This window comes from Streptococcus sp. D2, from assembly GCF_006385825.1.
Classification (GTDB): domain Bacteria; phylum Bacillota; class Bacilli; order Lactobacillales; family Streptococcaceae; genus Streptococcus; species Streptococcus shenyangsis.
Map to the genome: position 1 here is coordinate 63,124 of NZ_VFSI01000009.1, position 26,557 is coordinate 89,680.

At 41.7% G+C, this 26,557-nt stretch carries 21 protein-coding genes; 16 read left to right on the forward strand and 5 right to left on the reverse strand.

Annotated elements, in window-relative coordinates:
* Positions 1-120 precede the first annotated feature (120 nt).
* The gene (locus FJR73_RS06785; protein ID WP_000910903.1) at positions 121-399 is read left to right on the forward strand and encodes a DUF6110 family protein; all 279 of its coding nucleotides are present in this window, start codon (positions 121-123) and stop codon (positions 397-399) included.
* Position 400: 1 nt separating this feature from the next.
* Positions 401-2,461, forward strand: coding sequence for a heavy metal translocating P-type ATPase (locus tag FJR73_RS06790; RefSeq protein WP_061759667.1), 2,061 nt, complete (start codon positions 401-403; stop codon positions 2,459-2,461).
* Positions 2,462-2,539: 78 nt separating this feature from the next.
* Here FJR73_RS06790 and tyrS read toward each other — a convergent pair whose 3' ends face one another.
* Positions 2,540-3,796, reverse strand: coding sequence for a tyrosine--tRNA ligase (gene tyrS, locus FJR73_RS06795; protein ID WP_140834056.1), 1,257 nt, complete (start codon positions 3,794-3,796; stop codon positions 2,540-2,542).
* Between the two features lie 141 nt (positions 3,797-3,937).
* On the opposite strand from tyrS, the gene pbp1b reads away from it, so the two are divergent.
* The 6 genes from pbp1b (at position 3,938) to FJR73_RS06825 (ending at position 10,734) form a co-directional block, all read left to right on the forward strand.
* Entirely contained in the window at positions 3,938-6,403 is a 2,466-nt protein-coding gene (pbp1b, locus tag FJR73_RS06800; protein WP_140834057.1) for a penicillin-binding protein PBP1B, read from the forward strand.
* A gap of 82 nt (positions 6,404-6,485) precedes the next feature.
* On the forward strand, positions 6,486-7,397 hold the full coding sequence (locus FJR73_RS06805) for a DMT family transporter (protein ID WP_140834058.1): 912 nt from the start codon (positions 6,486-6,488) through the stop codon (positions 7,395-7,397).
* 228 nt (positions 7,398-7,625) lie between these two features.
* Positions 7,626-8,324 (forward strand): 2,3,4,5-tetrahydropyridine-2,6-dicarboxylate N-acetyltransferase, encoded by a 699-nt coding sequence (gene dapD, locus FJR73_RS06810; RefSeq protein ID WP_140834060.1) that lies wholly within the window; start codon positions 7,626-7,628, stop codon positions 8,322-8,324.
* Positions 8,325-8,391: 67 nt separating this feature from the next.
* The gene (locus FJR73_RS06815) at positions 8,392-9,522 is read left to right on the forward strand and encodes an N-acetyldiaminopimelate deacetylase (protein ID WP_140834061.1); all 1,131 of its coding nucleotides are present in this window, start codon (positions 8,392-8,394) and stop codon (positions 9,520-9,522) included.
* A gap of 11 nt (positions 9,523-9,533) precedes the next feature.
* The gene (locus FJR73_RS06820; RefSeq protein WP_140834062.1) at positions 9,534-10,073 is read left to right on the forward strand and encodes a 5-formyltetrahydrofolate cyclo-ligase; all 540 of its coding nucleotides are present in this window, start codon (positions 9,534-9,536) and stop codon (positions 10,071-10,073) included.
* Positions 10,057-10,734: a rhomboid family intramembrane serine protease gene (locus FJR73_RS06825; RefSeq protein WP_140834063.1), complete on the forward strand. Its 678-nt coding sequence runs from the start codon at positions 10,057-10,059 to the stop codon at positions 10,732-10,734. Before FJR73_RS06820 ends, FJR73_RS06825 begins: the two co-directional genes overlap by 17 nt.
* 169 nt (positions 10,735-10,903) lie before the next feature.
* Here FJR73_RS06825 and galU read toward each other — a convergent pair whose 3' ends face one another.
* The 4 genes from galU to argS form a co-directional block, all read right to left on the reverse strand.
* Positions 10,904-11,803 carry a UTP--glucose-1-phosphate uridylyltransferase GalU gene (gene galU, locus FJR73_RS06830; protein ID WP_125451563.1) on the reverse strand — a complete coding sequence of 300 codons (900 nt, stop codon included), beginning with the start codon at positions 11,801-11,803 and terminating at the stop codon, positions 10,904-10,906.
* A 21-nt stretch (positions 11,804-11,824) separates the two neighbouring features.
* Positions 11,825-12,841: an NAD(P)H-dependent glycerol-3-phosphate dehydrogenase gene (locus FJR73_RS06835; protein WP_140834064.1), complete on the reverse strand. Its 1,017-nt coding sequence runs from the start codon at positions 12,839-12,841 to the stop codon at positions 11,825-11,827.
* 167 nt (positions 12,842-13,008) lie between these two features.
* A complete protein-coding gene (locus tag FJR73_RS06840) occupies positions 13,009-13,254 on the reverse strand; it encodes a hypothetical protein (RefSeq protein ID WP_049532292.1) in 246 nt (81 codons plus the stop codon).
* A 252-nt stretch (positions 13,255-13,506) separates the two neighbouring features.
* Positions 13,507-15,198 (reverse strand): arginine--tRNA ligase, encoded by a 1,692-nt coding sequence (argS, locus tag FJR73_RS06845; RefSeq protein WP_140834066.1) that lies wholly within the window; start codon positions 15,196-15,198, stop codon positions 13,507-13,509.
* A 135-nt stretch (positions 15,199-15,333) separates the two neighbouring features.
* Here argS and argR point away from each other — a divergent pair, with 135 nt between their 5' ends.
* The 8 genes from argR (at position 15,334) to FJR73_RS06890 (ending at position 26,369) form a co-directional block, all read left to right on the forward strand.
* Entirely contained in the window at positions 15,334-15,780 is a 447-nt protein-coding gene (argR, locus tag FJR73_RS06850; RefSeq protein ID WP_001231476.1) for an arginine repressor, read from the forward strand.
* Positions 15,781-15,830: 50 nt separating this feature from the next.
* The gene (gene mutS, locus FJR73_RS06855; protein WP_140834067.1) at positions 15,831-18,365 is read left to right on the forward strand and encodes a DNA mismatch repair protein MutS; all 2,535 of its coding nucleotides are present in this window, start codon (positions 15,831-15,833) and stop codon (positions 18,363-18,365) included.
* Positions 18,366-18,511: 146 nt separating this feature from the next.
* Positions 18,512-20,218 carry a multidrug efflux ABC transporter subunit PatA gene (patA, locus tag FJR73_RS06860; protein WP_140834068.1) on the forward strand — a complete coding sequence of 569 codons (1,707 nt, stop codon included), beginning with the start codon at positions 18,512-18,514 and terminating at the stop codon, positions 20,216-20,218.
* 1 nt (position 20,219) lies between these two features.
* Positions 20,220-21,986, forward strand: a complete 1,767-nt coding sequence (patB, locus tag FJR73_RS06865) for a multidrug efflux ABC transporter subunit PatB (protein ID WP_140834069.1) — start codon at positions 20,220-20,222, stop codon at positions 21,984-21,986.
* Between the two features lie 137 nt (positions 21,987-22,123).
* The gene (locus FJR73_RS06870; protein WP_140834071.1) at positions 22,124-22,813 is read left to right on the forward strand and encodes a gamma-glutamyl-gamma-aminobutyrate hydrolase family protein; all 690 of its coding nucleotides are present in this window, start codon (positions 22,124-22,126) and stop codon (positions 22,811-22,813) included.
* A gap of 170 nt (positions 22,814-22,983) precedes the next feature.
* Positions 22,984-24,333: a glucose-6-phosphate isomerase gene (locus FJR73_RS06880; protein WP_000018268.1), complete on the forward strand. Its 1,350-nt coding sequence runs from the start codon at positions 22,984-22,986 to the stop codon at positions 24,331-24,333.
* Between the two features lie 127 nt (positions 24,334-24,460).
* Positions 24,461-25,921, forward strand: a complete 1,461-nt coding sequence (gltX, locus tag FJR73_RS06885) for a glutamate--tRNA ligase (protein WP_140834073.1) — start codon at positions 24,461-24,463, stop codon at positions 25,919-25,921.
* 13 nt (positions 25,922-25,934) lie between these two features.
* On the forward strand, positions 25,935-26,369 hold the full coding sequence (locus FJR73_RS06890) for a cytidine deaminase (protein ID WP_140834075.1): 435 nt from the start codon (positions 25,935-25,937) through the stop codon (positions 26,367-26,369).
* The last annotated feature ends 188 nt before the right edge of the window (positions 26,370-26,557 follow it).

The window sequence follows — 26,557 nt, forward strand, 5'->3', positions numbered from 1 at the left end:
GCAACTTTAGGAATAAGTAGATGAGAGATTCAGTAGAAATAAAACTGATTCTCCAATTTATGAAATGAAATTGCTTTTATATCTAAATTGCTATATAATAATGATAAGGAGGAAATAAGTATGTTAAAAGAAGTATTAAGCGTCGCAAAAGTTGCGAAAAAATCATCACTCTTTTTGGGTGGTGTCGCATTTGGTACCCTTGGCTTGAAAATCTTAGCAAGTAAGGAAGCTAAAAAAGGTTATTCTAAAGCTTTGGCTAAGGCTTATAAGTTAAAAGACGAGCTAGATGCATCTGTTTCTGTTGTGAAGCAACATGGAGATGATGTCTTGCAAGATGCCAAATATTTGTACGAGCAAGAGAAAAAAGAAGAGCAATTAGATAGCCTTATAGGGGAATAATATGTCTTTTAAAGTGCTACATAGAGGATACCAACATATCCGACTATCATCTTCTTTTTCACTCACCTTGGATATTCAAGACTATCTTCGTTCCTTGGCGAGAGATGAAAAGGGGATTGAGTCTATCCAGTTTTACATGGATCAACAGCACTTTACTCTACGCATAAAAGAAGGCTTTTCTGTATTAGATAATGCAGAAGCCTTTTTAAAAAGAATTGATAAAGGGAAAGTTTCTGAGTTGATGACTCTTCCCATTCGTAGAGAAGAGAGTGCTTATTCTATTGTTTCAGGTGCAGCGATTAAGCGTGTACTTTTTCGTAGTCTTGTACCGTCTCCAATTCGCTATATATGGACTTGTTATCAGGCTTTGGGCTATATTAGAGAAGCCTATCAAACACTAGCGCGTAAGGAACTAACGATGGAGGTCTTGGACTGTTCGGCGATTTTATTGTCCTTGTTTATGAACCAATCCAAGACAGCTAGCAATATCATGTTTATGCTTGATTTGGGGAATCATTTAGATCAGTGGTCTTTGAAAAAAACTGCAACAGATTTAGAACAAAGCCTTCTTGCAAAAGAGAGCGATGTATTTCTAGTACAGGGCGATACGGTTGTTAGTATCAAGAGTTCCGATGTTCAAATAGGAGATGTCTTGATCTTATCTCAAGGAAATGAAATTCTGTTTGATGGACAAGTAGTTTCAGGTTTAGGTATGGTTAACGAAAGTTCCTTGACGGGAGAGAGTTTTCCAGTTGAAAAAAGAGAGTCTGATTTGGTTTGTGCAAATACAGTATTAGAAACTGGAGAGTTACGCATTCGTGTAACCGATAATCAGATGAACAGTCGGATTTTACAACTGATTGAGTTGATGAAGAAATCTGAAGAAAACAAGAAAACGAAACAACGCTATTTCATCAAGATGGCGGACAAGGTCGTCAAATATAATTTCTTGGGGGCTGGGCTGACTTACCTATTAACAGGTTCTTTTTCTAAGGCTATCTCTTTCCTATTGGTCGATTTCTCCTGTGCTTTGAAAATTTCTACTCCTGTAGCTTATTTGACAGCTATCAAGGAGGGGTTGAATCGTGAAATGGTGATTAAGGATGGAGATGTTCTGGAGAAATATCTGGAAATTGATACTTTCTTATTTGATAAGACGGGAACAATCACAACTAGTTATCCTATAGTTGAAAAGGTGTTACCTTTTGGGGACTATAGTGAGGAAGATATTCTCAGAATCAGTGCCTGTCTTGAGGAGCACATCTATCATCCTATCGCTAATGCCATCGTCAAGCAAGCTGAGATAGAGGGGATTGAACATGAGGAAATGCATGGGAAACTCCAATATATTGCAAGCAAGGGGATCAAATCTCATATAGATGGCCAACCAGTTCTTATTGGGAATTATGTCTTGATGCAGGATGAGCAGATTTATATCAGTTCAGAACAAAATGCTTTAATTGAAGAGTACAAGAGTCACTACAATCTCTTATTCTTGGCTTATCAGAATGAATTGATTGGAATGTTCTGCATTCATACTCCTTTGAGAAAAGAAGCAAAAGCAGCCTTGGAGAAACTTAAGGCACAAGGGAAAAAATTGATTCTGGCAACAGGAGATACCTTGGTTAGGACAGAGGAATTAGTCAAAGATTTGCCCTTTGATCAGGTCTATACAGACTTGAAACCTGATGGGAAATTTGAGTTAGTAGAGGAACTACAGAAAGCAGGTCACACTATTTTGATGGTTGGGGATGGGTTGAATGACTCAGCTGCTCTAACCCTATCAGATATCGGTGTAGTGATGAATGAGAGTGCAGATATTTCTAAGCAGATGAGTGATATCTTATTGTTAGATAATCGCTTGGATTTCTTCCGAGAGTTGGATTGGCTATCATCATCTTTACAAACACTCATCAAGAAGAATATTCAAGATACCGTTGTCGTAAATAGTAGTTTGATTGGCTTTGGCTTGTTTAATTGGCTCAGTCCTTCAAATCTCTCCATCTTACATAATCTAACAACCTTGCGCATAGTCCTGCGTAGTCTGTCTATTAAGGGATAGGTAGGGGACTATTCACAGCAAAAAGGAGTTACCTTTCTTGAGGGTAACTCCTTTGTTTATAGGTAAATGTTGAACAGTTTAGTAAGTCAATACAAAGTATTTTTTCTTACCGCGACGGATAACAGTCAGTTCATTCTCTAACTTATCAGTGTCACTTAAGACATAGTCAAGGTCTTGGATGCGGTCGCCGTTGACGTAGATAGCTCCGTTTTGGACGTCTTCACGGGCTTGGCGTTTTGAGTTAACTACACCAGCTGACACGAGCAGTTCCACAATATTGTGGTTTTCGTCTACTTGTACTTGGTAGTTTGGCACACCACGAAGTCCTTGTTTGAGCTCTTTAACAGAAAGGTTTTTGATGTTTCCTGCAAAGAGTTGCTCAGTGATATTGAGGGCTTCTTTGTAGGCTTCTTCTCCGTGAACAAGTGTAACGACTTCACGAGCCAAAACTTTTTGAGCCAAGCGTTCGTGTGGCGCTGCTTCAAATTGTTTACGGATGTCTTCAATCTCATCAAGTGACAAGAAAGTAAAGATTTTCAAGAAGCGAACAGCGTCTGCGTCCATAACGTTCATCCAAAATTGGTACATTTCGTATGGAGAAGTCTTTTCAGGATTAAGCCAGACGGCGTTTCCTTCTGATTTACCAAATTTCTTACCAGTTGCATCTGTGATCAGTGGAACAGTGATAACGTGTCCAGTTTTGTCAGCCTTACGACGAAGCAATTCAGTACCAGCTGTCATATTTCCCCACTGGTCAGAACCCCCGATTTGAAGCGTTACGTTGTGGTCTTGGTTAAGAACGAAGAAGTCGTAACCTTGCATGATTTGGTAAGCAAACTCAGTGTATGAAATTCCTGTTTCAATCCGTTTTTTCACAGACTCCTTGCTCATCATGTAGTTGACAGTAAAGTATTTTCCGATATCACGGAGGAAGTCAATGAAGCTGATGCTGCCAAACCAGTCGTAGTTGTTGACCATGACAGCCTTGTTTTCGCCATTTTCAAAATCAAGAAAACGAGAAAGTTGTCCTTGGATAGACTTGACCCAGCCATCTACTGTGTCTTTTGTTTGGAGACTACGTTCAGCATCTTTGAAGGACGGATCTCCGATGAGACCTGTAGCACCGCCAACGAGCGCATAAGGTTTGTGACCTGCTAGCTGCAAGCGACGACTTGTCAAGATTGCGACAAGGTGGCCTAGGTGAAGGCTGTCAGCGGTTGGATCGTAGCCAGTATAATAAGAAACTTGACCTTCTTCTAGGGCTTTACGCAAAGCTTCTTCATCAGTCGTTTGAAAAATCAAACCACGCTCTTTTAGCTCATCAAAAATGTGCATGTGTCTTTTCTCCTTTTTAAAATTATTGTTTCTAACTATTGTATCACAAACTTGGGTAATAGCCTAGTAGAATAGGGAAGAAAGTGGCTATTTTATTGAAAGTTTACCTTTTATGGTATAATAGATAGAGTGAGGAAATCCATGCAAAATCAATTAAATGAATTAAAACGAAAAATGCTGGAATTTTTCCAGCAAAAACAAAAAAATAAAAAAACAGATAGGCCGGACAAGAAAGGTTCAAGTGCTGAAAAATCTAAATCCCTAGATAGGCCAGCCATTTTTCCAGCTATTTTACTGAGTATAAAAGCCCTATTTAACTTACTCTTTGTGCTCGGTTTTCTAGGAGGAATGTTGGGAGCCGGGATTGCTTTGGGGTACGGAGTGGCCTTATTTGACAAGGTTCGGGTGCCTCAGACAGAAGAATTGGTACATCAGGTCAAGGACATTTCTTCTATTTCAGAGATTACCTATGCGGATGGGACGGTGATTGCTTCCATAGAGAGTGATTTGTTGCGCACTTCTATCTCATCTGAGCAAATTTCGGAAAATCTGAAGAAAGCTATCATTGCGACGGAAGACGAACACTTTAAAGAACATAAAGGTGTAGTGCCCAAGGCGGTGATTCGTGCGACCTTGGGGAAATTTGTAGGTTTGGGTTCCTCTAGTGGGGGTTCAACTTTGACCCAGCAACTGATTAAACAGCAGGTGGTTGGGGATGCGCCGACTTTGGCTCGTAAGGCGACAGAAATTGTGGATGCTCTTGCCTTGGAACGTGCCATGAATAAGGATGAGATTTTAACGACATATCTCAATGTGGCTCCGTTTGGCCGAAATAATAAGGGGCAGAATATTGCAGGAGCTCAGCAGGCAGCTGAGGGGATTTTCGGTGTAGATGCAAGTCAGTTGACTGTTCCTCAAGCAGCATTTTTAGCAGGACTTCCACAGAGTCCCATTACCTATTCTCCTTATGAAAATACTGGGGAGTTGAAGAGTGATGAAGACTTAGAAATAGGCTTGAGACGGGCTAAGGCAGTTCTTTACAGTATGTATCGTACAGGTGCCTTAAGCAAAGACGAGTATTCTCAATATAAGGATTACAATCTTAAACAGGACTTTCTCCCTTCAGCTACAGTCACAGGTGTGTCACGAGGCTATTTATACTTTACAGCCTTGGCAGAAGCTCAGGAACGTATATATGATTATCTAGCTCAGAGAGACAATGTCTCCGCTAAGGAGTTGAAAAATGAGGCAACTCAGAAGTTTTATCGCGATTTGGCAGCCAAGGAAATTGAAAATGGTGGTTATAAGATTACTACTACCATAGACCAAAAAATCCATTCTGCCATGCAAAATGCGGTTGCTGACTATGGCTATCTTTTAGACGATGGAACAGGTCGTGTAGAAGTAGGGAATGTCCTGATGGACAACCAAACAGGTGCTATTCTAGGCTTTGTAGGTGGTCGTAATTATCAAGAAAATCAAAATAATCATGCCTTTGATACCAAGCGTTCGCCAGCTTCTACTACCAAGCCTTTGCTTGCCTACGGTATTGCTATTGATCAGGGCTTGATGGGAAGCGAAACGATTCTATCTAACTATCCAACAAACTTTGCTAATGGGAATCCGATTATGTATGCTAATAGCAAGGGAACAGGAATGATGACCTTGGGAGAAGCTCTGAACTATTCATGGAATATCCCTGCTTACTGGACCTATCGTATGCTCCGTGAAAAGGGTGTTGATGTCAAGGGTTATATGGAAAAGATGGGCTACGAGATTCCTGAGTACGGTATTGAGAGTCTGCCAATGGGTGGTGGTATTGAAGTCACAGTTGCCCAGCATACTAATGGCTATCAGACCCTAGCAAATAATGGTCTATATCATAAAAAACACGTGATTTCTAAAATTGAAGCAGCAGATGGTAGAGTGGTGTATGAGTATCAGGATAAACCGGTTCAAGTCTATTCAAAAGCTACTGCTACAATTATGCAGGGCTTGCTGCGAGAAGTTCTATCCTCTCGTGTGACAACAACCTTCAAGACGAATCTGACTTCTTTAAATCCTACTCTGGCTAATGCAGATTGGATTGGGAAGACTGGTACAACCAACCAAGACGAAAATATGTGGCTCATGCTTTCGACACCTAGATTAACCCTAGGTGGCTGGATTGGGCATGATGATAATCATTCACTGTCACGTAGAGCAGGTTATTCTAATAATTCTAATTACATGGCTCATCTGGTAAATGCGATTCAGCAAGCCTCCCCAAGCATTTGGGGGAACGAGCGCTTTGCTTTAGATCCTAGTGTAGTAAAATCTGAAGTCCTGAAATCAACAGGTCAAAAACCAGGGAAGGTTTCTGTTGAAGGGAAAGAGGTAGAGGTCACAGGTTCGACTGTTACCAGCTATTGGGCTAATAAGGCAGGAGCGCCAGCGACCAGTTATCGCTTTGCTATTGGTGGAAGTGATGCGGATTATCAGAATGCTTGGTCTAGCATTATGGGGAGTCTACCAACTCCATCAAGCTCCAGCAGTTCAAGTAGTAGTTCTAACAACAGTAGCAATTCAAGCGCTACTAGACCTTCTTCTTCAAGGACGAGACGATAAGTTCTTTAAACTTTTCTAAATGAAGTGGCCAATCAATGGATTGCCACTTTTTTCTTTTTTCCTTTCGTGTTACAATAAAGGTATGAATCAGTATCAGAAAAAGATTGTTAAAGGAACCATTTATTCGCTCCTATCTGGCTTAATATGGGGAATCTGTGGAATTTTAGGAGAATATTTCTTCACCCATTACCAGGTGTCTTCGGGCTGGATTACCTCTATGCGTTTGACATTAGCAGGGAGTCTTGTGCTCGTTTGGTCTGCAATGCAATTAAAGTCACAAGTGCTAGATATCTGGCGAGACAAGAAAAATTACTTGCCCTTTTTGGCCTACGCTATTTTGGGAATTTTCTCAGTTCAGTATTTTTTCTATCTCTGCGTAGAATACTCAAATGCAGCGACAGCGACTATTCTACAGTTTATAAGTCCTGTCTTTATCCTCTTTTACAATCGCTTGGTTTATCAAAAACGAGCGTCAAAAAGCGCTATTTTTTATGTTTTGGTTGCCATGTTGGGTGTTTGCTTGATGGCGACAAAGGGAGATCTCTCTCAGTTATCTATGACTCCATTAGCCCTTATAACAGGTCTGTTGAGTGCCATGGGTGTTATGTTTAATGTTATCTTGCCCCAGCCTTTTGCGAAGCGCTATGGTTTTGTCCCCACGGTTGGGTGGGGGATGATTTTGGCCGGTTTGTTTAGCAATGTCCTCTCGCCGGTTTATCAGCTTTCCTTTATTCCTGATATTTGGAGTATCTTGATTTGCCTTATTATCGCTTTCTTTGGTACGGCTTTTGCTTTTTTTATTTCCATGAAGGCTGTGTCCTTGGTTTCTCCTTTGGTGGTTTCAGTTATCAGTGCCAGTGAACCTCTGTCTTCCGCCTTGTTGAGTGTTTTATTTTTAGGCTTGGTAGTAGATTGGTCCCTCCTTCTAGCTATGGCCTTGATTATTTTACCCATGATTTTCCTATCGGTAGAAGAAGCGAAAGAAAGTAAATAAAAAGTCTTTTCTTAATTCTAAAAGTGTGCTATACTAGAATAGTCAATAAAACACGGGGAGATAGTTGTGAAGAGTGTTTTTAGGTTGTATCGGTAGGGGCTTGCTTTTACCGACAGCACGTTTTATCTCACATCCCTAAAAATCATACCTAAAAACAAACAAAAAGGCTTCAAATTTGAGGCCTTTTTTGGTAGAATAGGTATCATTAAAATGAACTAGGAGGCGCCTATGACTGCCACAAAAATGAATGCTCAAGAAATTATCCAATTTATCGCCAATGCCGAAAAGAAAACTAGTGTGAAAGTAACCTTTGAGGGAGAACTTGCAACTGCTGTACCTAGCTCTGTTGTGAAACTAGGAAATGTCCTATTTGGAGACTGGAAGGACGTTGCTCCGCTTCTAGAAGGTTTGGTAGAAAATAAAGACTATGTTGTTGAGCAAGATGCTCGTAATTCTGCAGTTCCCTTGCTAGACAAACGTGCTATCAATGCTCGTATCGAGCCAGGTGCTATTATCCGTGATCAGGTTGAAATTGGTGGCAATGCTGTTATCATGATGGGAGCAGTTATTAATATCGGTGCTGAAATTGGTGCAGGAACCATGATTGACATGGGTGCTATCCTTGGTGGCCGTGCTATCGTTGGGAAAAACAGTCACGTTGGTGCAGGTGCCGTTCTTGCAGGTGTGATTGAGCCAGCGAGCGCTGAACCAGTCCGTGTTGGAGACAATGTTCTCATCGGTGCCAACGCAGTGGTTATCGAAGGGGTCCAAATCGGTAGTGGTTCAGTTGTCGCAGCAGGAGCCATCGTTACCCAAGATGTCCCAGAAAACGTAGTAGTAGCAGGTGTTCCAGCTCGTATCATCAAAGAGATTGATGCCCAAACCCAACAAAAAACAGCGCTAGAAGATGCGCTTCGTACCTTGTAATTTGTAAAAGAAAAATAGAGGCGGAACCCTTTTCCAGCCTCTTTCTGCTATATAGGAGGATAGATAGATGTTAGATTTGATTCAGACTAGACGGGATTTGCACCAGATTCCAGAAATCGGCTTGGAGGAGTTCAAGACTCAGGCTTATCTGTTGGATGTGATTGAGAAATTGACTGCGGGCAAGGATTTTGTTCAAGTTCGTACTTGGCGGACAGGTATTTTGGTCTATTTGCAGGGAAGTCAGCCAGAGCGGACCATTGGTTGGAGAACAGATATTGATGGCCTGCCTATCGTCGAACAAACAGGACTTCTTTTTGCTTCTCAGCACCAAGGTCGCATGCACGCCTGTGGACATGATTTCCACATGACCATTGCCTTGGGCTGTCTTGAGCGCGCCCTTGAGGAGCAACCCAAGAATAATCTACTCTTCCTATTTCAGCCTGCTGAAGAAAATGAAGCTGGTGGTATGCTCATGTATGAGGATGGCGCTTTTGGAGACTGGTTGCCAGACCAGTTTTATGGCCTCCATGTTCGACCAGATTTGAAAGTCGGCCAGATTGCGACTAATACTCATACACTCTTTGCAGGGACTTGCGAGGTGAAGATCCGTTTCAAAGGCAAAGGTGGCCACGCAGCTTTTCCACATGAAGCTAATGACGCCTTGGTGGCTGCTAGTTACTTTGTGACCCAAGTACAGTCAGTTGTCAGCCGCAATGTCAATCCAATCGAGGGAGCGGTGGTGACCTTTGGCGTTTTCCAAGCTGGAACAACCAACAATGTCATCACAGACACAGCCTTTTTACATGGAACTATTCGGGCCTTGACTCAGAATATGAGCCTCTTGGTGCAAAAGAGGGTCAAAACAGTTGCAGAAGGAGTTGCAATCGCTTTTGGTATGGAAGTTGAAGTCGAACTCAAACAAGGGGGCTACTTGCCTGTTGAGAACAATCCAGTCTTGGCACGTGAACTAATGGACTTTTTTGAAGAGAAAGAGGGAATTGAGCTGATTGATATCGAGCCTGCTATGACAGGCGAGGACTTTGGTTATCTCCTTTCAAAAGTTGATGGTGTTATGTTCTGGCTTGGTATCGATAGTCCCTATGCCCTTCATCACCCTCAGATGAGTCCTAAGGAAGAAGCATTAGCCATTGGGTTAGATGCGGTTTCTAGTTTCCTGAAAAAGAAGGCAGCAGAGTAGAGGGCTTGTCTATGAAATTGAAATTACGCAAGCAGGTCTTGAATGAAATGAAGGCTTTACCTCAAGAGCAAAAACAGTTTATAGATCAAACTTTAACCGAGCGGCTTTTACACCATCCCTTCTACCAAGAAGCCAAGGTCATCGCAACCTATCTCTCTTTTCCTCATGAGTTTCAAACTCAGGAACTGATTGACCAGGCGCTGAGGGATGGTAAGAAAGTTTTGATACCCAAAACCTATCCCAAGGGGCTCATGAAGTTTGTAGTCTATGATCCGCAGCAGTTGGTAAAAACTTCCTTTGGCTTACTGGAGCCACAGGGAGATTTGGAAGTGGTGGATGCCTCTCAGATTGATTTGATTCATGTTCCTGGCTTGGCTTTTACGACGGAAGGATATCGGATTGGATACGGTGGAGGTTATTATGACCGCTATCTGGAATATTTTTCTGGTCATACTTTGAGTACGATATATCCTTGTCAAATTCAGGACTTTATTCCTGAAAATCATGATATTCCTGTTCAGGAGGTACTGATTGATGAAAGAAATCTTTGATAGGCGTTACCCTGTGACGAGTTTTTTCCTCTTAGTGACGGCCTTGGTATTTCTACTAATGTTGGTGACCACAGGTGGAAACTTTGACAGGGCGGATACCTTATTTCAATTTGGAGCCATGTATGGGCCAGCTATTCGCCTCTTTCCTGAGCAGGTTTGGCGTATCTTCTCTGCCATTTTTGTTCATATTGGGTGGGAGCATTTCATTGTCAATATGCTTTCGCTTTATTATCTTGGTAGACAAGTAGAGGAAATTTTTGGATCCAAGAAGTTTTTCTTTCTCTATCTCTTATCAGGAATGATGGGCAATCTCTTTGTTTTTGTATTTAGTCCTAAATCCTTAGCAGCAGGAGCCTCGACTTCTCTCTATGGATTATTTGCTGCAATTATTGTTCTTCGTTATGCAACTCGCAACCCCTATATTCAACAGCTAGGGCAATCCTATCTGACACTTTTTGTGGTTAACATTATTGGAAGTGTTCTGATTCCAGGAATCAGTCTAGCAGGTCATATCGGTGGTGCAGTTGGTGGAGCATTACTAGCAGTTATCTTTCCAGTTCGAGGAGAAAGACGGATGTATAGCGCTAGTCAGAGACTGGTAGCGTTAGTGTTATTCGTAGTACTTGCAGTCTTGCTTCTTGATAAGGGAATGGAGTTGTGAAGGTTTATAAGAATACTTATGTATAGTAGGTTGAATTTAGAATAGCACGCTGTGGCTACTGAAATATTTCTAGAAATTAATTTGACTTTCCTAATCGATTTGTTTACATCTTATTTCAATCTACTATAATAAAAAAGATAAGGCAATTTTTGAACCTTATCTTTTTATGTTATTCCTTCTCAGCCAATTCTTTTCCGAGTTGGATGATGTAATCTTTCAAGTCATCTTTGACTTGTGGGTGCTTGAGGGCGTAGTCAATAGATGTTTTCATAAAGCCAAACTTATCGCCAACGTCGTAGCGAGCTCCTGTAAATTTACGAGCGAAAACACGTTGTGTTTTATTGAGAGTATCGATTGCATCCGTAAGCTGAATTTCATTTCCAGCACCGGGAGCTTGCTTTTCGAGGATATCAAAAATCTCAGGTGTGAGAAGATAGCGACCGATAATTGCTAAATCACTTGGAGCATCTTCGGGAGCTGGTTTTTCAACGAAAGTTTCAACGCTGTATAGACCATTGATTCCTTCACCTTGAGGAGCGATAACTCCATATGATGAAACTTCTTCATGAGGAACAGGCATAACAGCAATGGTTGATGCGTGTGTCTTTTCGTAATCATTCATCAGTTGTTTTGTTAATGGGATAGTCTTGTCGTTAGTAATGTCCATAAGGTCATCGCCCAGCATAACAACGAAGGGTTCATTCCCCACAAAAGCTTTGGCTTGTAGGACAGCGTCTCCAAGACCGCGAGGGTGAGTTTGGCGGATGAAATGAAGGCGCATACCAGTTGCTTCATCTACCAATTTTAACAAATCCGTTTTGCCTTTTTCTTTGAGATTGTACTCAAGTTCAAAGTTTGAGTCAAAGTGGTCTTCAATAGAACGTTTTGATTTACCAGTGACAACCAGAATATCTTCAATACCTGATTTGAGAGCCTCTTCCACGATAAACTGGATAGTTGGTTTGTCTACAATTGGCAACATTTCTTTAGCAAGTGCTTTGGTTGCTGGTAAAAATCGAGTCCCGAGTCCAGCGGCAGGGATGACTGCCTTTCTAACTTTTGATGTCATAAGAATCCTTTCTTTAGAGAGTTAAGACCACTCATTTTCTGCTTTAAATTCATTGTTCATGATGTCATAAATAGCATCTTTGATATTGGTTCCGTGGTAGATAACTTGGTAAATGGCTTGTGTAATGGGCATATAGACTCCAAGTTCTTGCGCTAGTTCATAGGCTGCTCGAGTCGTTGAGATTCCTTCGATTACCATGCCCATATTGGCTTCGATATCAGCTAGAGATTCTCCACGACCAAGAGCATCTCCGGCTCTCCAGTTACGAGAGTGGATGGAGGTTCCCGTTACAATCAAATCTCCCACACCAGATAAGCCACTATAGGTCAGTGGACTGGCACCGAGTGCTACCCCTAGGCGGGTAATTTCTGCCAAGCCTCGAGCGATGATGGCTGCTTTGGCATTGTCACCAAATCCCAAACCATGTAGAGCTCCAGCACCGACAGCGATAATATTTTTAAGAGCACCAGCAGTTTCGACTCCAATAACATCCGTATTGGTATAAAGTCGGAAGTAGTGATTACTAAAGAGTTCTTGAACGTATTGAGCTGTTTGTAAATCTTTAGAAGCAGCAGTGATTAAAGTCAGGTCACGTACAATGGTCTCTTCTGCATGACTAGGGCCTGAAACAACGACAATATCACTGCGGAGATGTTCAGGAATTTCTTCTTCAAGGATGGTTGATAATCGTTTATGACTATCAGGCTCTAATCCCTTTGAAGCGTGCATGATGATAGCCTTATGATCCAAGGTTTTTGCAACTTGTTGGGCAACAAGTCGTGTCACTTTTGTTGGGACAACAAACAAAATCGCATCTACATCTTTCAATGTTTCTGCTAAGTCGGTGTAGGCAATGATATTTTCGTCTAGAACGACATCTTTAAAGTAGTGTTTATTAGTATGATAGGTATTAATTTCATTGATTTGCTCGGGAAGATTTCCCCAAATACGTACCTCGTGTCCATTGTCATTCAAGACTTGTGAAAGGGCAGTTCCCCAAGAACCAGGCCCCAAGACGGCGATGGTTTGTTTTTCCATGATTTCCTCCTTGATAGAGTTCTCTTTTTATTTTATCACATTCTAGGGGATTTTGCACTTGCATTGCTGGGGAGTGGTTGCTTTGTTACTTGAAAAATATACAAAAACCGATCCTAAGTATTAAACTCTTAGTCTCGGTTTTGATATTCCTTAAAGAATAGCTAGGTTTATTTCAATTGATCTGTAATGTCTTTTGATAGTAACATTCCCAGATGATAAGTTTTATTGATGTAAGCAATGACATCATTGATATTTTCAGTCGTGTGAATTTTCTCTTTGATGTCAGTCCTGAATGTTTCATCCTTCAAAAGTTGTTCTTGGTAGAGTCTTTGAAGCCGTTCTTTCTCGTACTTATTAAGCAGAAAAAGGAACACCAAGCTAATCACAACGAGGATATAAGCATATTGGCTCATAGGATATCTCCCTGTATGATAAAAAATAGTAGTGAGTAGATTGAATTAGTGAAGCGCTTAGCCAAATCCCTGATAAGGTTTGACATTCATTACTTAGATTGTCTTGCATTCAAGTGACTTGAGGATTACGACGTCATGGCTTCTAAATCGATTATATTTAGGAGCCATGACTAGTGAAGCAGTTAGCTAGTCCGCATACAAGCGGATAGCGTCTAACAATTGGGAACTTTAGTTCCAATTGTTAGTACTGAATCACATCTTCTCAGGCGCTTCTACTCCAAGCAAGCGAAGGGCCTCTTTGAGAACGACTGCGGTTGCGTAGCTAAGAGCTAGACGGCTGTCGCGTTCTGGGCTTTCATCCAAGATGCGCGTATGTGCATAGTATTTGTTAAAGGCTTGAGCCAGGCTAACTGCAAATTTAGCAATGATAGAAGGTTCAAAGTTATCCGCCGCACGGTTGATAATACGTGGGAAGTCTTGGATGAGTTTGATGATTTCCCAACTTTCGGCATCATTCAAGCTATAGTTGCCAGCTGTTTCTGGTTTGAAATCGGCTTTGCGTAAGATAGATTGGATACGAGCGTAGGCATATTGTACATAAGGTCCAGTTTCCCCCTCGAAGGATACCATAGCTTCTAGGTCGAAGTCGTATCCATTTGTACGGTCGGTTTTGAGGTCATAGAACTTAATGGCTCCAACCCCAACAGCATGCGCTACCTGGTCTTTGTTTTCTAGTTCAGGATTTTTAGCCTCGATTTGGGCCTTGGCACGGCTAACAGCCTCTGCAACAGTAGGCTCTAGCAAGATGACATTCCCTTTACGCGTAGAGAGTTTTTTCCATTCTTTTGTAACCAAACCAAAAGGAACATGAGTAATGTCTTCACTCCAGTCGTAGCCCATTTCTTTCAAGACAGCTTTGAGCTGTTTAAAGTGGGCAGATTGCTCTTGACCAACGACATAGATAGATTTAGCAAATTGGTATTCGTTTTTACGGTAAAGAGCTGCAGCCAAGTCACGTGTGATGTAGAGAGTTGCACCATCAGATTTTTTGATAAGGGCTGGATGTTCAATTCCATATTTCTCAAGATTCACAACTTGGGCACCTTCTGATTCAACAAGAAGGCCTTTTTCAGAAAGAATGTCTACAACTGCATCCATCTTATCGTTGTAGAAGGATTCTCCGTTGTAGCTGTCAAATTCGACTTGCAATTCATTGTAAAGGCGGTTAAATTCCACCAAACTTTCATCACGGAACCATTGCCAAAGTGCGAGAGCTTCCTCGTCTCCATTTTCAAGTTTACGGAACCATTCGCGTGCTTCTTCATCCAAACTTGGGTCATTTTCAGCCTCAGCGTTGATGCGGACGTAGAGTTTAAGGAGTTCATCGATTGGATGAGCCTTTACAGCTTCTTCGTCGCCCCATTTTTTGTAGGCAACAATCAACATTCCAAACTGTTTACCCCAGTCTCCCAAATGGTTGACCTTGACTGTTTGATAACCGATTTTTTGGAAAATATGTGACAAGCTATCTCCGATAACAGTTGAGCGTAGGTGACCAATAGAAAATGGTTTAGCGATATTGGGACTAGACATATCGATAACAACATTTTCTTGTTTGCCAATAGTTTGGTCAGCATAGTGTTCTTTTTCAGTGATAACAGCTTGCAATACTTGAGCAGAAATGGCAGATTTATCAAGGAAAAAGTTGACGTAAGGTCCTGTTGCGACAACCTTTTCAAAGGCTTGGCTGTTAATTTTTTCAGCCAGTTCAGCCGCAATCATTTGAGGTGCTTTACGTTCGACTTTTGCAAGTGAAAAAGCAGGGAAAGCGATGTCTCCCATTTCTGAGTTTTTAGGGGTTTCCAGTAAATTTAAAATAGCCTCTTGGTCCAGGCTATCAATGATGCTAGCCAACTCGCTAGCAATCAATTCTTTTGTATTCATTAAGAGCTCCTTTTTGGACTTTTCTACTATTTTATCACAATTTTAAAGAAAGAAGAAAAAATTTTTGAAATCTCCTATTTTTTTGGTATAATATAGTTATAAAATTAGTTATAAATATTCATATAAGAGGATTTTATGAGAAAAAGAGATCGTCATCAGTTAATAAAAAAAATGATTACTGAGGAGAAATTAAGTACACAAAAAGAAATTCAAGATCGGTTGGAGGCGCACAATGTTTTTGTGACGCAGACAACCCTGTCTCGTGATTTGCGTGAAATCGGCTTGACCAAGGTCAAGAAAAATGATATGGTGTATTATGTACTAGCAAATGAGACAGAAAAGATTGATTTGGTGGAATTTTTGTCTCATCATTTAGAAGGTGTTGCAAGAGCAGAGTTTACCTTGGTGCTTCATACTAAATTGGGAGAAGCCTCTGTTTTGGCAAATATTGTAGATGCAAACAAGGATGAATGGATTTTAGGAACAGTTGCTGGTGCCAATACCTTATTGGTCATTTGTCGAGACCAGCACGTTGCCAAACTCATGGAAGATCGTTTGCTAGATTTGATGAAAGATAAGTAAGGTCTTGGGAGTTACTCTCAAGACTTATTTTTGACAAGGAGAGACGGAAAATGGTGACAGAAAAGTTATCACCCGGCATGCAACAGTATGTGGATATTAAAAAGCAATATCCAGATGCTTTTTTGCTCTTTCGTATGGGTGATTTTTATGAATTATTTTATGAGGATGCGGTCAATGCTGCGCAGATTCTGGAAATTTCCTTAACGAGTCGCAACAAGAATGCGGACAATCCGATTCCTATGGCGGGTGTCCCCTATCATTCTGCCCAGCAGTATATTGATGTCTTGATTGAGCAGGGCTATAAGGTGGCTATCGCAGAGCAGATGGAAGATCCTAAACAAGCAGTTGGGGTTGTTAAACGAGAGGTTGTTCAGGTCATTACGCCAGGGACAGTGGTCGATAGCAGTAAGCTGGATAGTCAGAATAATTTTTTGGTTGCCATAGACCGTGATGGGAATCAATTTGGTCTAGCTTATATGGACCTGGTGACGGGTGACTTTTATGTGACAGGTCTTTTGGATTTCACGCTGGTTTGTGGGGAAATCCGCAATCTCAAGGCTCGAGAAGTGGTGCTGGGCTATGACTTGTCTGAGGAAGAGGAACAAATCCTTAGTCGTCAGATGAATCTGGTACTTTCCTATGAAAAAGAAGGTTTTGAAGACCTTCATTTACTGGATTCACGATTAGCAGCTGTGGAACAAGCGGCATCTAGTAAGTTGCTCCAGTATGTCCATCGAACCCAGATGAGGGAATTGAACCACCTCAAACCTGTTATCCGCTATGAAATCAAGGATTTCTTGCAGATGGATTATGCGACCAAGGCTAGTCTGGATTTGGTCGAGAATGCTCGGTCAGGCAAGAAGCAAGGCAGTCTTTTCTGGCTTTTGGATGAAACCAAAACAGCTATGGGTATGCGGCTCTTGCGGTCTTGGATTCATCGTCCCCTGATTGATAAGGAACGAATCGTCCAACGCCAAGAAGTGGTGCAGGTCTTTCTCGACCATTTCTTTGAGCGTAGTGATTTGACAGACAGTCTCAAGGGTGTTTATGACATTGAGCGCTTGGCTAGTCGTGTTTCTTTTGGCAAAACCAACCCAAAGGATCTCTTGCAGTTGGCGACTACCTTGTCTAGTGTGCCACGGATTCGTGCGATTTTAGAAGGGATGGAGCAACCTGCTCTAACTTATCTTATCGAACAATTGGATGCAATCCCTGAGTTGGAGAGTTTGATTAGCGCAGCGATTGCTCCTGAAGCTCCTCATATGATTACAGATGGGGGTATTATCCGGACGGGATTTGATGAGACTTTAGACAAGTACCGTCGCGTTCTCAGAGAAGGGACTAGCTGGATTGCTGAGATTGAGACTAAGGAGCGAGAAAACTCTGGTATCAGCACGCTTAAGATTGACTACAATAAAAAGGATGGCTACTATTTTCATGTGACCAATTCGCAACTGGGAAATGTGCCTGCTCACTTTTTCCGCAAGGCGACGCTGAAAAATTCAGAACGTTTTGGAACCGAAGAATTAGCGCGTATCGAGGGTGATATGCTGGAGGCGCGTGAGAAGTCAGCTAACCTAGAGTACGAAATTTTTATGCGTATTCGTGAAGAGGTCAGCAAGTACATCCAACGTTTACAAGCTCTAGCCCAAGGAATTGCGACAGTTGATGTCTTGCAAAGTCTGGCAGTTGTTGCTGAAACCCAGCATTTGATTCGACCTGAGTTTGGAGATGGTTCGCAGATTGATATCCAGAAAGGACGTCATGCTGTCGTTGAAAAGGTTATGGGGGCTCAGACCTATATTCCAAATACGATTCAGATGGCAGAATATACCAGTATTCAACTGATTACAGGGCCCAACATGAGCGGAAAGTCAACCTACATGCGTCAGTTAGCCATGACGGCGGTTATGGCCCAGTTGGGTTCTTATGTGCCAGCGGAAAGCGCTCATTTACCGATTTTTGATGCGATTTTTACCCGTATCGGAGCAGCAGATGACTTGGTTTCAGGTCAATCAACCTTCATGGTGGAGATGATGGAGGCCAATAATGCCATTTCGCATGCAACCAAAAATTCCTTGATTCTTTTCGATGAGTTAGGACGGGGAACTGCGACTTATGATGGGATGGCTCTTGCTCAGTCCATCATCGAATACATCCATGAACACATCGGAGCCAAAACCCTCTTTGCGACCCACTACCATGAGTTGACTAGTCTGGAGTCTAGTTTACAACATTTGGTCAATGTCCACGTGGCAACCTTGGAGCAGGATGGGCAGGTCACCTTCCTTCACAAGATCGAACCAGGACCAGCTGATAAATCCTACGGTATCCATGTTGCCAAGATTGCTGGCTTGCCAGCAGACCTTTTAGCAAGGGCGGATAAGATTTTGACTCAGTTAGAGAATCAGGGCCCAGAAAGCCCAGGTCCTATGAAACAAACAAGTGCCGTCACTGAACAGATTTCACTCTTTGACGCGCCAGCAGACCATCCTATCCTAGCAGAATTAGCTAAACTGGATGTTTACAATATGACACCTATGCAGGCTATGAATGTCTTAGTAGAGTTAAAACAGAAATTATAAAGCCAAGATTGACTTGTCATTCTAGCTATATCAAGGAGACTTCTTTGACAATCCCCCACTTTTTTGCTAGAATAACATCACACAAACAGAATGAGAAGGAGCTGACACATTGTCGCTCCCTTTTGTCTATTTTTTAAGGAGAAAGTATGCTAATTCAGAAAATAAAAACCTACAAGTGGCAGGCCTTAGCTTCGCTTCTGATGACAGGCTTGATGGTTGCTAGTTCACTTCTGCAACCGCGTTATCTGCAGGAAGTGTTAGACGCCCTACTTGCTGGGAAATATGAAGCCATTTATAGTATAGGGGTTTGGTTAATTGGTGTGGCCTTGGTTGGTCTGGTTGCTGGTGGGCTCAATGTTATCCTTGCAGCCTATATTGCCCAAGGAGTTTCATCTGACCTTCGGGAGGATGCCTTCCGTAAAATCCAAACCTTTTCTTATGCCAATATTGAACAATTTAATGCGGGAAATCTAGTCGTTCGAATGACAAATGATATCAACCAGATTCAGAACGTGGTCATGATGACCTTCCAAATTCTTTTCAGACTTCCCCTCTTGTTCATCGGTTCGTTTATCCTTGCGGTTCAAACTCTTCCTTCGCTGTGGTGGGTGATTGTTCTCATGGTGGTCTTGATTTTTGGTTTGACTGCTGTCATGATGGGAATGATGGGGCCTCGTTTTGCCAAGTTTCAAACCCTTCTTGAACGCATCAATGCCATTGCCAAGGAAAATTTGCGTGGCGTTCGTGTGGTCAAGTCCTTTGTCCAAGAAAAAGAGCAGTTTGATAAGTTTACGGAGGTTTCAGACGAGTTACTCGGTCAAAACCTTTACATTGGTTATGCCTTTTCAGTAGTGGAACCTTTCATGATGTTGGTCGGTTATGGGGCGGTATTCCTCTCTATTTGGCTAGTTGCTGGGATGGTTCAGTCGGATCCGTCAGTTGTTGGCTCCATTGCTTCCTTTGTCAATTACCTGAGCCAGATTATCTTTACCATTGTTATGGTTGGATTTTTGGGAAATTCTGTCAGTCGTGCTATGATTTCTATGCGTCGTATTCGAGAAATTCTTGACGCAGAGCCAGCCATGACCTTCAAGGATGTGCCAGATGAAGAGTTGGTTGGAAGTCTTAGCTTTGAAAATGTAACCTTTACCTATCCAATGGACAAGGAACCGATGCTAAAAGATGTGACCTTTACTATTGAACCTGGTCAAATGGTTGGTGTAGTTGGAGCGACTGGTGCAGGAAAATCAACCTTGGCTCAATTGATTCCACGTCTCTTTGATCCGCAAGAAGGCTCTATTAAAATCGGAGGAAAGGATATTCGAGAAGTGAGTGAAGGGACCCTACGTAAAGCTGTCTCTATCGTTCTCCAACGTGCCATTCTCTTTAGTGGAACGATTGCAGATAACTTGAGACAGGGTAAGGGAGATGCTACTCTATTTGAAATGGAGCGCGCAGCCAATATTGCCCAGGCTAGTGAATTCATTCATCGTATGGAGAAAACCTTTGAAAGTCCAGTTGAGGAACGAGGAACCAATTTCTCTGGTGGGCAAAAGCAAAGGATGTCGATTGCTCGTGGAATTGTCAGCAATCCGCGTATTCTGATTTTTGACGATTCGACCTCAGCATTGGATGCCAAGTCAGAGCGCCTGGTGCAAGAAGCCTTGAATAAGGATCTGAAGGGGACGACAACCATTATCATCGCGCAAAAGATTAGCTCGGTTGTCCATGCAGATAAAATCTTGGTTTTAGATCAAGGACGATTGATTGGTCAAGGTACGCATGCAGACTTGGTTGCCAACAATGCTGTTTACCGTGAAATCTATGAAACACAGAAAGGAAAGGAGGAGTAACATGAAGACAGTTCAATTTTTTTGGAATTATTTTAAAGTTTATAAGTTATCATTTGTAGTTGTTATTCTGATGATTGTTCTAGCGACTCTTGCCCAAGCTCTCTTTCCGGTATATTCTGGACAAGCAGTGACGCAGTTAGCTAATTTAGTTCAAGCTTATCAAGATGGTAATCCAGAACTTGTTTGGCAAAGTCTATCAGGAATCATGGTCAATCTTGGTCTGCTGGTTTTGGTTCTATCTATCTCTAGTGTCATATACATGTGTCTCATGACGCGCGTGATTGCAGAATCTACCAATGAGATGCGTAAAGGCCTCTTTGGTAAGCTTGCGCGATTGACGGTTTCATTCTTTGACCGCCGACAAGATGGCGATATCTTGTCTCGTTTTACCAGTGATTTGGATAATATCCTCCAAGCCTTTAACGAGAGCTTGATTCAGGTCATGAGCAATATTGCTTTATACATTGGTTTGATTCTTGTCATGTTTTCGAGAAATGTGACGCTGGCCCTCATCACCATTGCCAGCACACCAGTTGCCTTCCTCATGCTGATTTTTATCGTAAAAATGGCACGCAAATACACCAACCTCCAGCAGAAAGAGGTAGGGAAGCTCAACGCCTATATGGATGAGAGTATCTCAGGCCAAAAAGCCGTGATTGTGCAAGGAATTCAAGAGGATATGATGGCAGGATTTCTTGAACAAAATGAGCGCGTACGCAAGGCAACCTTTAAAGGAAGAATGTTCTCAGGAATTCTGTTCCCTGTCATGAATGGGATGAGTCTGGTTAATACAGCTGTCGTCATCTTTGCTGGTTCATCTGTACTTTTGAATGATAAGACTATTGAAACAAGCACAGCCTTAGGTTTGATTGTTATGTTTGCCCAATTTTCACAGCAGTACTACCAGCCTATTATCCAAGTTGCAGCTAGTTGGGGAAGCCTTCAGTTAGCCTTTACGGGGGCTGAACGGATTCAGGAAATGTTTGACGCAGAGGAAGAAATCCGACCTGAAAAGGCTCCAATCTTCACTAAGTTGCAAGAAGGTGTTGAAATCAGTCACATTGATTTCTCATATTTGCCTGATAAACCTATTTTGAAAGATGTCAGCATTTCCGCTCCGAAAGGACAGATGACCGCGGTTGTTGGGCCGACGGGTTCAGGAAAAACCACTATTATGAACCTCATCAATCGCTTTTATGATGTTGATGCTGGTGGCATTTATTTTGATGGGAAAGATATTCGTGACTATGATTTAGATAGTCTCAGAAGTAAGGTGGGGATTGTCTTGCAAGATTCCGTTCTTTTTAGCGGAACCATTCGAGACAATATCCGTTTTGGTGTGCCAGATGCTAGTCAAGAAATGGTTGAGGCAGCAGCCAAGGCAACCCATATCCACGACTATATCGAAAGCTTGCCTGATAAGTACGATACTCTTATAGATGATGACCAGAGCATCTTCTCGACAGGGCAGAAGCAATTGATTTCTATCGCTCGAACTCTGATGACAGATCCAGAAGTTCTCATTCTAGATGAAGCAACTTCAAACGTAGATACGGTGACAGAAAGTAAGATTCAGCATGCCATGGAGGCAGTTGTAGCAGGTAGAACTAGTTTTGTCATTGCCCATCGCTTGAAAACCATTCTCAATGCAGACCAGATTATTGTCCTTAAAGATGGAGAAGTCATTGAACGCGGTAGCCATCATGAACTCTTGAAACTAGGTGGATTCTACTCAGAACTCTATCACAATCAATTTGTCTTTGAATAAGAAAGAAGTTGTCCTATGGGGCAGCTTTTTCTTGTCCATAAAAAATATTTATCACATCCTTAAAAAAAACATATTAGACGAAAGTCATTTTGAGTGCTATGATAGGACTATCGTTAACATTCGAAAGGAGAGGCATCATGGCTAGAACGGTTGTAGGAGTTGCTGCAAATCTATGTCCTGTAGACGCAGAAGGTAAAAACATTCACTCATCTGTATCTTGTAGATTCGCAGAGAGCATTCGTCAAGTTGGTGGTCTCCCTTTAGTCATTCCTGTTGGTGATGAGTCAGTTGTACGCGATTATGTGGAAATGATTGACAAACTCATTTTGACAGGAGGCCAAAATGTTCATCCTCAGTTTTATGGAGAGAAAAAGACCATCGAGAGCGATGATTACAATCTAGTACGTGATGAGTTTGAACTGGCACTCTTGAAAGAAGCGCTCCGTCAGAATAAACCAATTATGGCAATCTGTCGCGGTGTTCAACTTGTCAATGTTGCCTTTGGTGGAACCCTAAATCAAGAAATAGAAGGTCACTGGCAAGGATTACCTTTCGGAACATCTCACTCTATTGAGACAGTAGAAGGAAGCGTGGTGGCCAAGCTATTTGGAAAAGAAAATCAGGTCAATTCTGTCCATCGTCAAAGCATTAAAGATTTGGCACCTAATTTTCGTGTAACTGCTATTGATCCAAGAGACCAGACCATTGAAGCGATTGAGTCTATCGATGAGCACCGTATTATCGGTTTGCAGTGGCATCCAGAGTTTCTGGTTAATGAAGAAGATGGCAATTTAGAATTATTTGAGTATTTATTGAATGAACTGTAACGACTGGAACATCTAGTCGTTCTTTCTTTTATTTTTTCAAAATTTTTGGAATATGGGATTTTTACGCAAACGTTTGAATTCTGATAAAAATTGGAGAAATTCGACAAAAAAACTTGAAAAAAACGAAGGTAAGCGTTATGATAGAAAAGAAGAAATATTGGAGGAATAACATGTCACATATTAAATTTGATTATTCAAAAGTCTTAGACAAATTTGTTGCACCACATGAAGTGGAATACATGCAATCACAAGTAACAGCAGCCGATGAATTGATCCGTAAAGGAACTGGTGCTGGTAGCGACTTCTTGGGATGGTTGGACCTTCCTGAAAACTACGACCGCGAAGAATTTGACCGCATCTTGAAAGCTGCTGAGCAAATCAAATCAGACAGCGATGTTTTGGTTGTGATCGGTATCGGTGGATCTTACCTTGGTGCTAAAGCAGCGATTGACTTCTTGAATCACCACTTTGCAAACTTGCAAACAAAAGAAGAACGCAAGGCTCCACAAATCCTTTACGCAGGAAACTCAATCTCATCTACTTACCTTGCTGACTTAGTAGAGTACGTTGCGGATAAAGACTTCTCAGTAAACGTGATTTCTAAATCAGGTACAACAACTGAACCAGCTATCGCTTTCCGTGTTTTCAAAGAACTCTTGGTTAAGAAATACGGTCAAGAAGAAGCTAACAAACGTATCTATGCAACAACTGACCGCCAAAAAGGTGCGGTTAAGGTTGAAGCAGATGCTAACGGTTGGGAAACATTTGTTGTTCCAGATGACATCGGTGGACGCTTCTCAGTATTGACAGCCGTTGGTTTGCTTCCAATTGCAGCATCAGGAGCTGACATCAAAGCCCTTATGGAAGGTGCGAATGCAGCTCGCAAAGACTACACTTCAGACAAAATCTCTGAAAACGAAGCTTACCAATACGCAGCAGTTCGTAACATCCTTTACCGTAAAGGTTATGCAACTGAGATCTTGGTAAACTACGAGCCATCACTTCAATACTTCTCAGAGTGGTGGAAACAATTGGCTGGTGAATCAGAAGGAAAAGACCAAAAAGGTATCTACCCAACTTCAGCCAACTTCTCAACTGACTTGCACTCACTTGGTCAATTTATCCAAGAAGGAACTCGTATCATGTTTGAAACAGTTGTTCGTGTTGACAAACCTCGTAAAAACGTGATTATTCCTAGCTTGGAAGAAGACCTTGATGGACTTGGTTATCTTCAAGGAAAAGACGTTGACTTTGTAAATAAAAAAGCAACTGATGGTGTTCTTCTTGCCCACACAGATGGTGATGTACCAAACATGTATGTGACTCTTCCAGAGCAAGATGCTTTCACTCTTGGTTACACTATCTATTTCTTCGAATTGGCAATCGCCCTTTCAGGTTACTTGAATGCTATCAACCCATTTGACCAACCAGGTGTTGAAGCTTACAAACGTAACATGTTTGCCCTTCTTGGAAAACCAGGATTTGAAGAATTGAGCAAAGAACTTAACGCACGTCTATAATAGAAGAAAAGAGTGGTTTGCCCACTCTTTTTACTATCTTTATTCATAGAAATTGGACTCAGCCAAGACTTGTGATATAATATAGAGAGCAAAAAGGCAGACGCCTAGAGACTTTATAGGAGAAACTATGTCAAAAGATATCCGCGTACGTTACGCACCAAGTCCAACAGGACTACTACACATCGGAAATGCCCGTACAGCATTGTTCAATTACCTTTATGCCCGTCATCACGGTGGAACATTTATCATTCGTATCGAAGATACTGACCGTAAACGTCATGTCGAAGATGGGGAACGCTCACAGCTTGAAAACCTTCGTTGGTTAGGCATGGATTGGGATGAAAGTCCAGAAACAAATGAGAATTATCGCCAGTCTGAGCGTTTGGACTTGTATCAAAAATACATCGACCAACTGTTAGCTGAAGGAAAAGCTTACAAATCTTATGTTACAGAAGAAGAGTTGGCAGCTGAACGCGAACGCCAAGAAGCAGCTGGTGAAACACCACGTTACATCAATGAATACCTTGGCATGAGTGAAGAGGAAAAAGCGGCTTACATCTCAGAACGTGAAGCAGCAGGGATCATCCCAACGGTCCGTTTGGCTGTCAATGAGACAGGTATCTACAAATGGAATGATATGGTCAAAGGTGATATCGAATTTGAAGGTGGCAATATCGGTGGTGACTGGGTTATCCAAAAGAAAGACGGTTATCCAACATACAACTTTGCCGTTGTCATCGATGACCATGATATGCAGATTTCTCACGTAATCCGTGGAGACGACCACATTGCTAATACACCAAAACAGCTCATGGTTTATGAAGCGCTTGGCTGGGAAGCTCCAGAGTTCGGTCACATGACCTTGATCATCAACTCTGAAACTGGGAAAAAATTGTCTAAACGTGACACAAACACCCTTCAGTTTATCGAAGACTACCGTAAAAAAGGTTACTTACCAGAAGCAGTCTTTAACTTTATTGCTCTTCTTGGTTGGAACCCAGGTGGCGAAGATGAAATCTTCTCTCGAGAAGAACTCATTAAACTTTTCGATGAAAACCGCCTGAGCAAGTCTCCGGCAGCCTTTGACCAGAAGAAACTCGACTGGATGAGCAATGATTATATCAAGAATGCAGACCTAGAAACTATCTTTGAAATGGCAAAACCATTCTTAGAGGAAGCAGGCCGATTAACTGATAAGGCTGAAAAATTGGTAGAACTCTATAAACCACAAATGAAATCAGTAGATGAGATTATCCCATTGACAGATCTCTTCTTCTCAGATTTCCCAGAATTGACAGAAGCAGAGCGCGAAGTCATGGCGGGGGAAACAGTCCCAACAGTTCTTGAAGCCTTCAAAGTAAAACTTGAAGCGATGAAAGATGATGAATTTGTGACAGAGAATATCTTCCCACAAATTAAAGCAGTCCAAAAAGAAACAGGTATTAAAGGGAAAAATCTTTTTATGCCTATTCGTATCGCTGTTTCAGGTGAAATGCATGGACCAGAATTGCCAGATACTATCTTCTTGTTAGGCCGTGAAAAATCAATCCAACATATCGAAAATATGTTAAAGGAAATCTCTAAGTAAGAAGGGTACAATAATGGACATTTGGGAAAAGATGTACGAAGAAGCACAGAAGCTATACGATCCACATGAAGTATCTGATTTTGTTTACGCTAACCATGTTGTGGCCTCCGTAGAAGCAGAAGATGGACAAATATTTACAGGATTCTGTATGGAGGGAACCTGTGGTGTTTTCCATCTCTGCGCAGAGCGGGCAGCACTCTTCAATATGTACCAATTCTCGGGACAAACTAAGGTTAAAAAAGTATTAGCCTTTCGAGACAAACCACCTTATGGTGGAAGTTCGGGTATGCCTTGTGGCGCTTGCAGAGAGTTCCTCTTAGAGTTGAACGCTGAAAATAAAGATGCAGAATTCATGATGGACTATGATACAAGAAAGACAGTAAAAGTCGCAGAATTAATCCCTTATTGGTGGGGGGAAGAACGTGCTTCTAAGTTTAATGAGAAATAGAAGAGTCAGTACAATTCTGGCTCTTTTTACTATAATTTGAAAAACGAATTGAAAAAATTGTAAAAAGTTTAAAAAAGTAGTTGACAAAAAACAAAAAGGCTGTATAATAGTAAGAGTTGAAAATAACAACTCTGGTCCGTTGGTCAAGGGGTTAAGACACCGCCTTTTCACGGCGGTAACACGGGTTC

Coding starts and splice junctions, on each gene's coding strand:
- FJR73_RS06785 (WP_000910903.1), top strand. CDS start 121: ATGTTAAAAGAAGTATTAAGCGTCGCAAAAGTTGCGAAAAAATCATCA.
- argS (WP_140834066.1), bottom strand. CDS start 15,198: ATGAATACAAAAGAATTGATTGCTAGCGAGTTGGCTAGCATCATTGAT.
- dapD (WP_140834060.1), top strand. CDS start 7,626: ATGACTGCCACAAAAATGAATGCTCAAGAAATTATCCAATTTATCGCC.
- galU (WP_125451563.1), bottom strand. CDS start 11,803: ATGACATCAAAAGTTAGAAAGGCAGTCATCCCTGCCGCTGGACTCGGG.
- FJR73_RS06820 (WP_140834062.1), top strand. CDS start 9,534: ATGAAATTGAAATTACGCAAGCAGGTCTTGAATGAAATGAAGGCTTTA.
- argR (WP_001231476.1), top strand. CDS start 15,334: ATGAGAAAAAGAGATCGTCATCAGTTAATAAAAAAAATGATTACTGAG.
- FJR73_RS06870 (WP_140834071.1), top strand. CDS start 22,124: ATGGCTAGAACGGTTGTAGGAGTTGCTGCAAATCTATGTCCTGTAGAC.
- FJR73_RS06840 (WP_049532292.1), bottom strand. CDS start 13,254: ATGAGCCAATATGCTTATATCCTCGTTGTGATTAGCTTGGTGTTCCTT.
- FJR73_RS06805 (WP_140834058.1), top strand. CDS start 6,486: ATGAATCAGTATCAGAAAAAGATTGTTAAAGGAACCATTTATTCGCTC.
- FJR73_RS06880 (WP_000018268.1), top strand. CDS start 22,984: ATGTCACATATTAAATTTGATTATTCAAAAGTCTTAGACAAATTTGTT.
- FJR73_RS06890 (WP_140834075.1), top strand. CDS start 25,935: ATGGACATTTGGGAAAAGATGTACGAAGAAGCACAGAAGCTATACGAT.
- FJR73_RS06835 (WP_140834064.1), bottom strand. CDS start 12,841: ATGGAAAAACAAACCATCGCCGTCTTGGGGCCTGGTTCTTGGGGAACT.
- mutS (WP_140834067.1), top strand. CDS start 15,831: ATGGTGACAGAAAAGTTATCACCCGGCATGCAACAGTATGTGGATATT.
- patB (WP_140834069.1), top strand. CDS start 20,220: ATGAAGACAGTTCAATTTTTTTGGAATTATTTTAAAGTTTATAAGTTA.
- FJR73_RS06790 (WP_061759667.1), top strand. CDS start 401: ATGTCTTTTAAAGTGCTACATAGAGGATACCAACATATCCGACTATCA.
- FJR73_RS06825 (WP_140834063.1), top strand. CDS start 10,057: ATGAAAGAAATCTTTGATAGGCGTTACCCTGTGACGAGTTTTTTCCTC.
- gltX (WP_140834073.1), top strand. CDS start 24,461: ATGTCAAAAGATATCCGCGTACGTTACGCACCAAGTCCAACAGGACTA.
- patA (WP_140834068.1), top strand. CDS start 18,512: ATGCTAATTCAGAAAATAAAAACCTACAAGTGGCAGGCCTTAGCTTCG.
- tyrS (WP_140834056.1), bottom strand. CDS start 3,796: ATGCACATTTTTGATGAGCTAAAAGAGCGTGGTTTGATTTTTCAAACG.
- pbp1b (WP_140834057.1), top strand. CDS start 3,938: ATGCAAAATCAATTAAATGAATTAAAACGAAAAATGCTGGAATTTTTC.
- FJR73_RS06815 (WP_140834061.1), top strand. CDS start 8,392: ATGTTAGATTTGATTCAGACTAGACGGGATTTGCACCAGATTCCAGAA.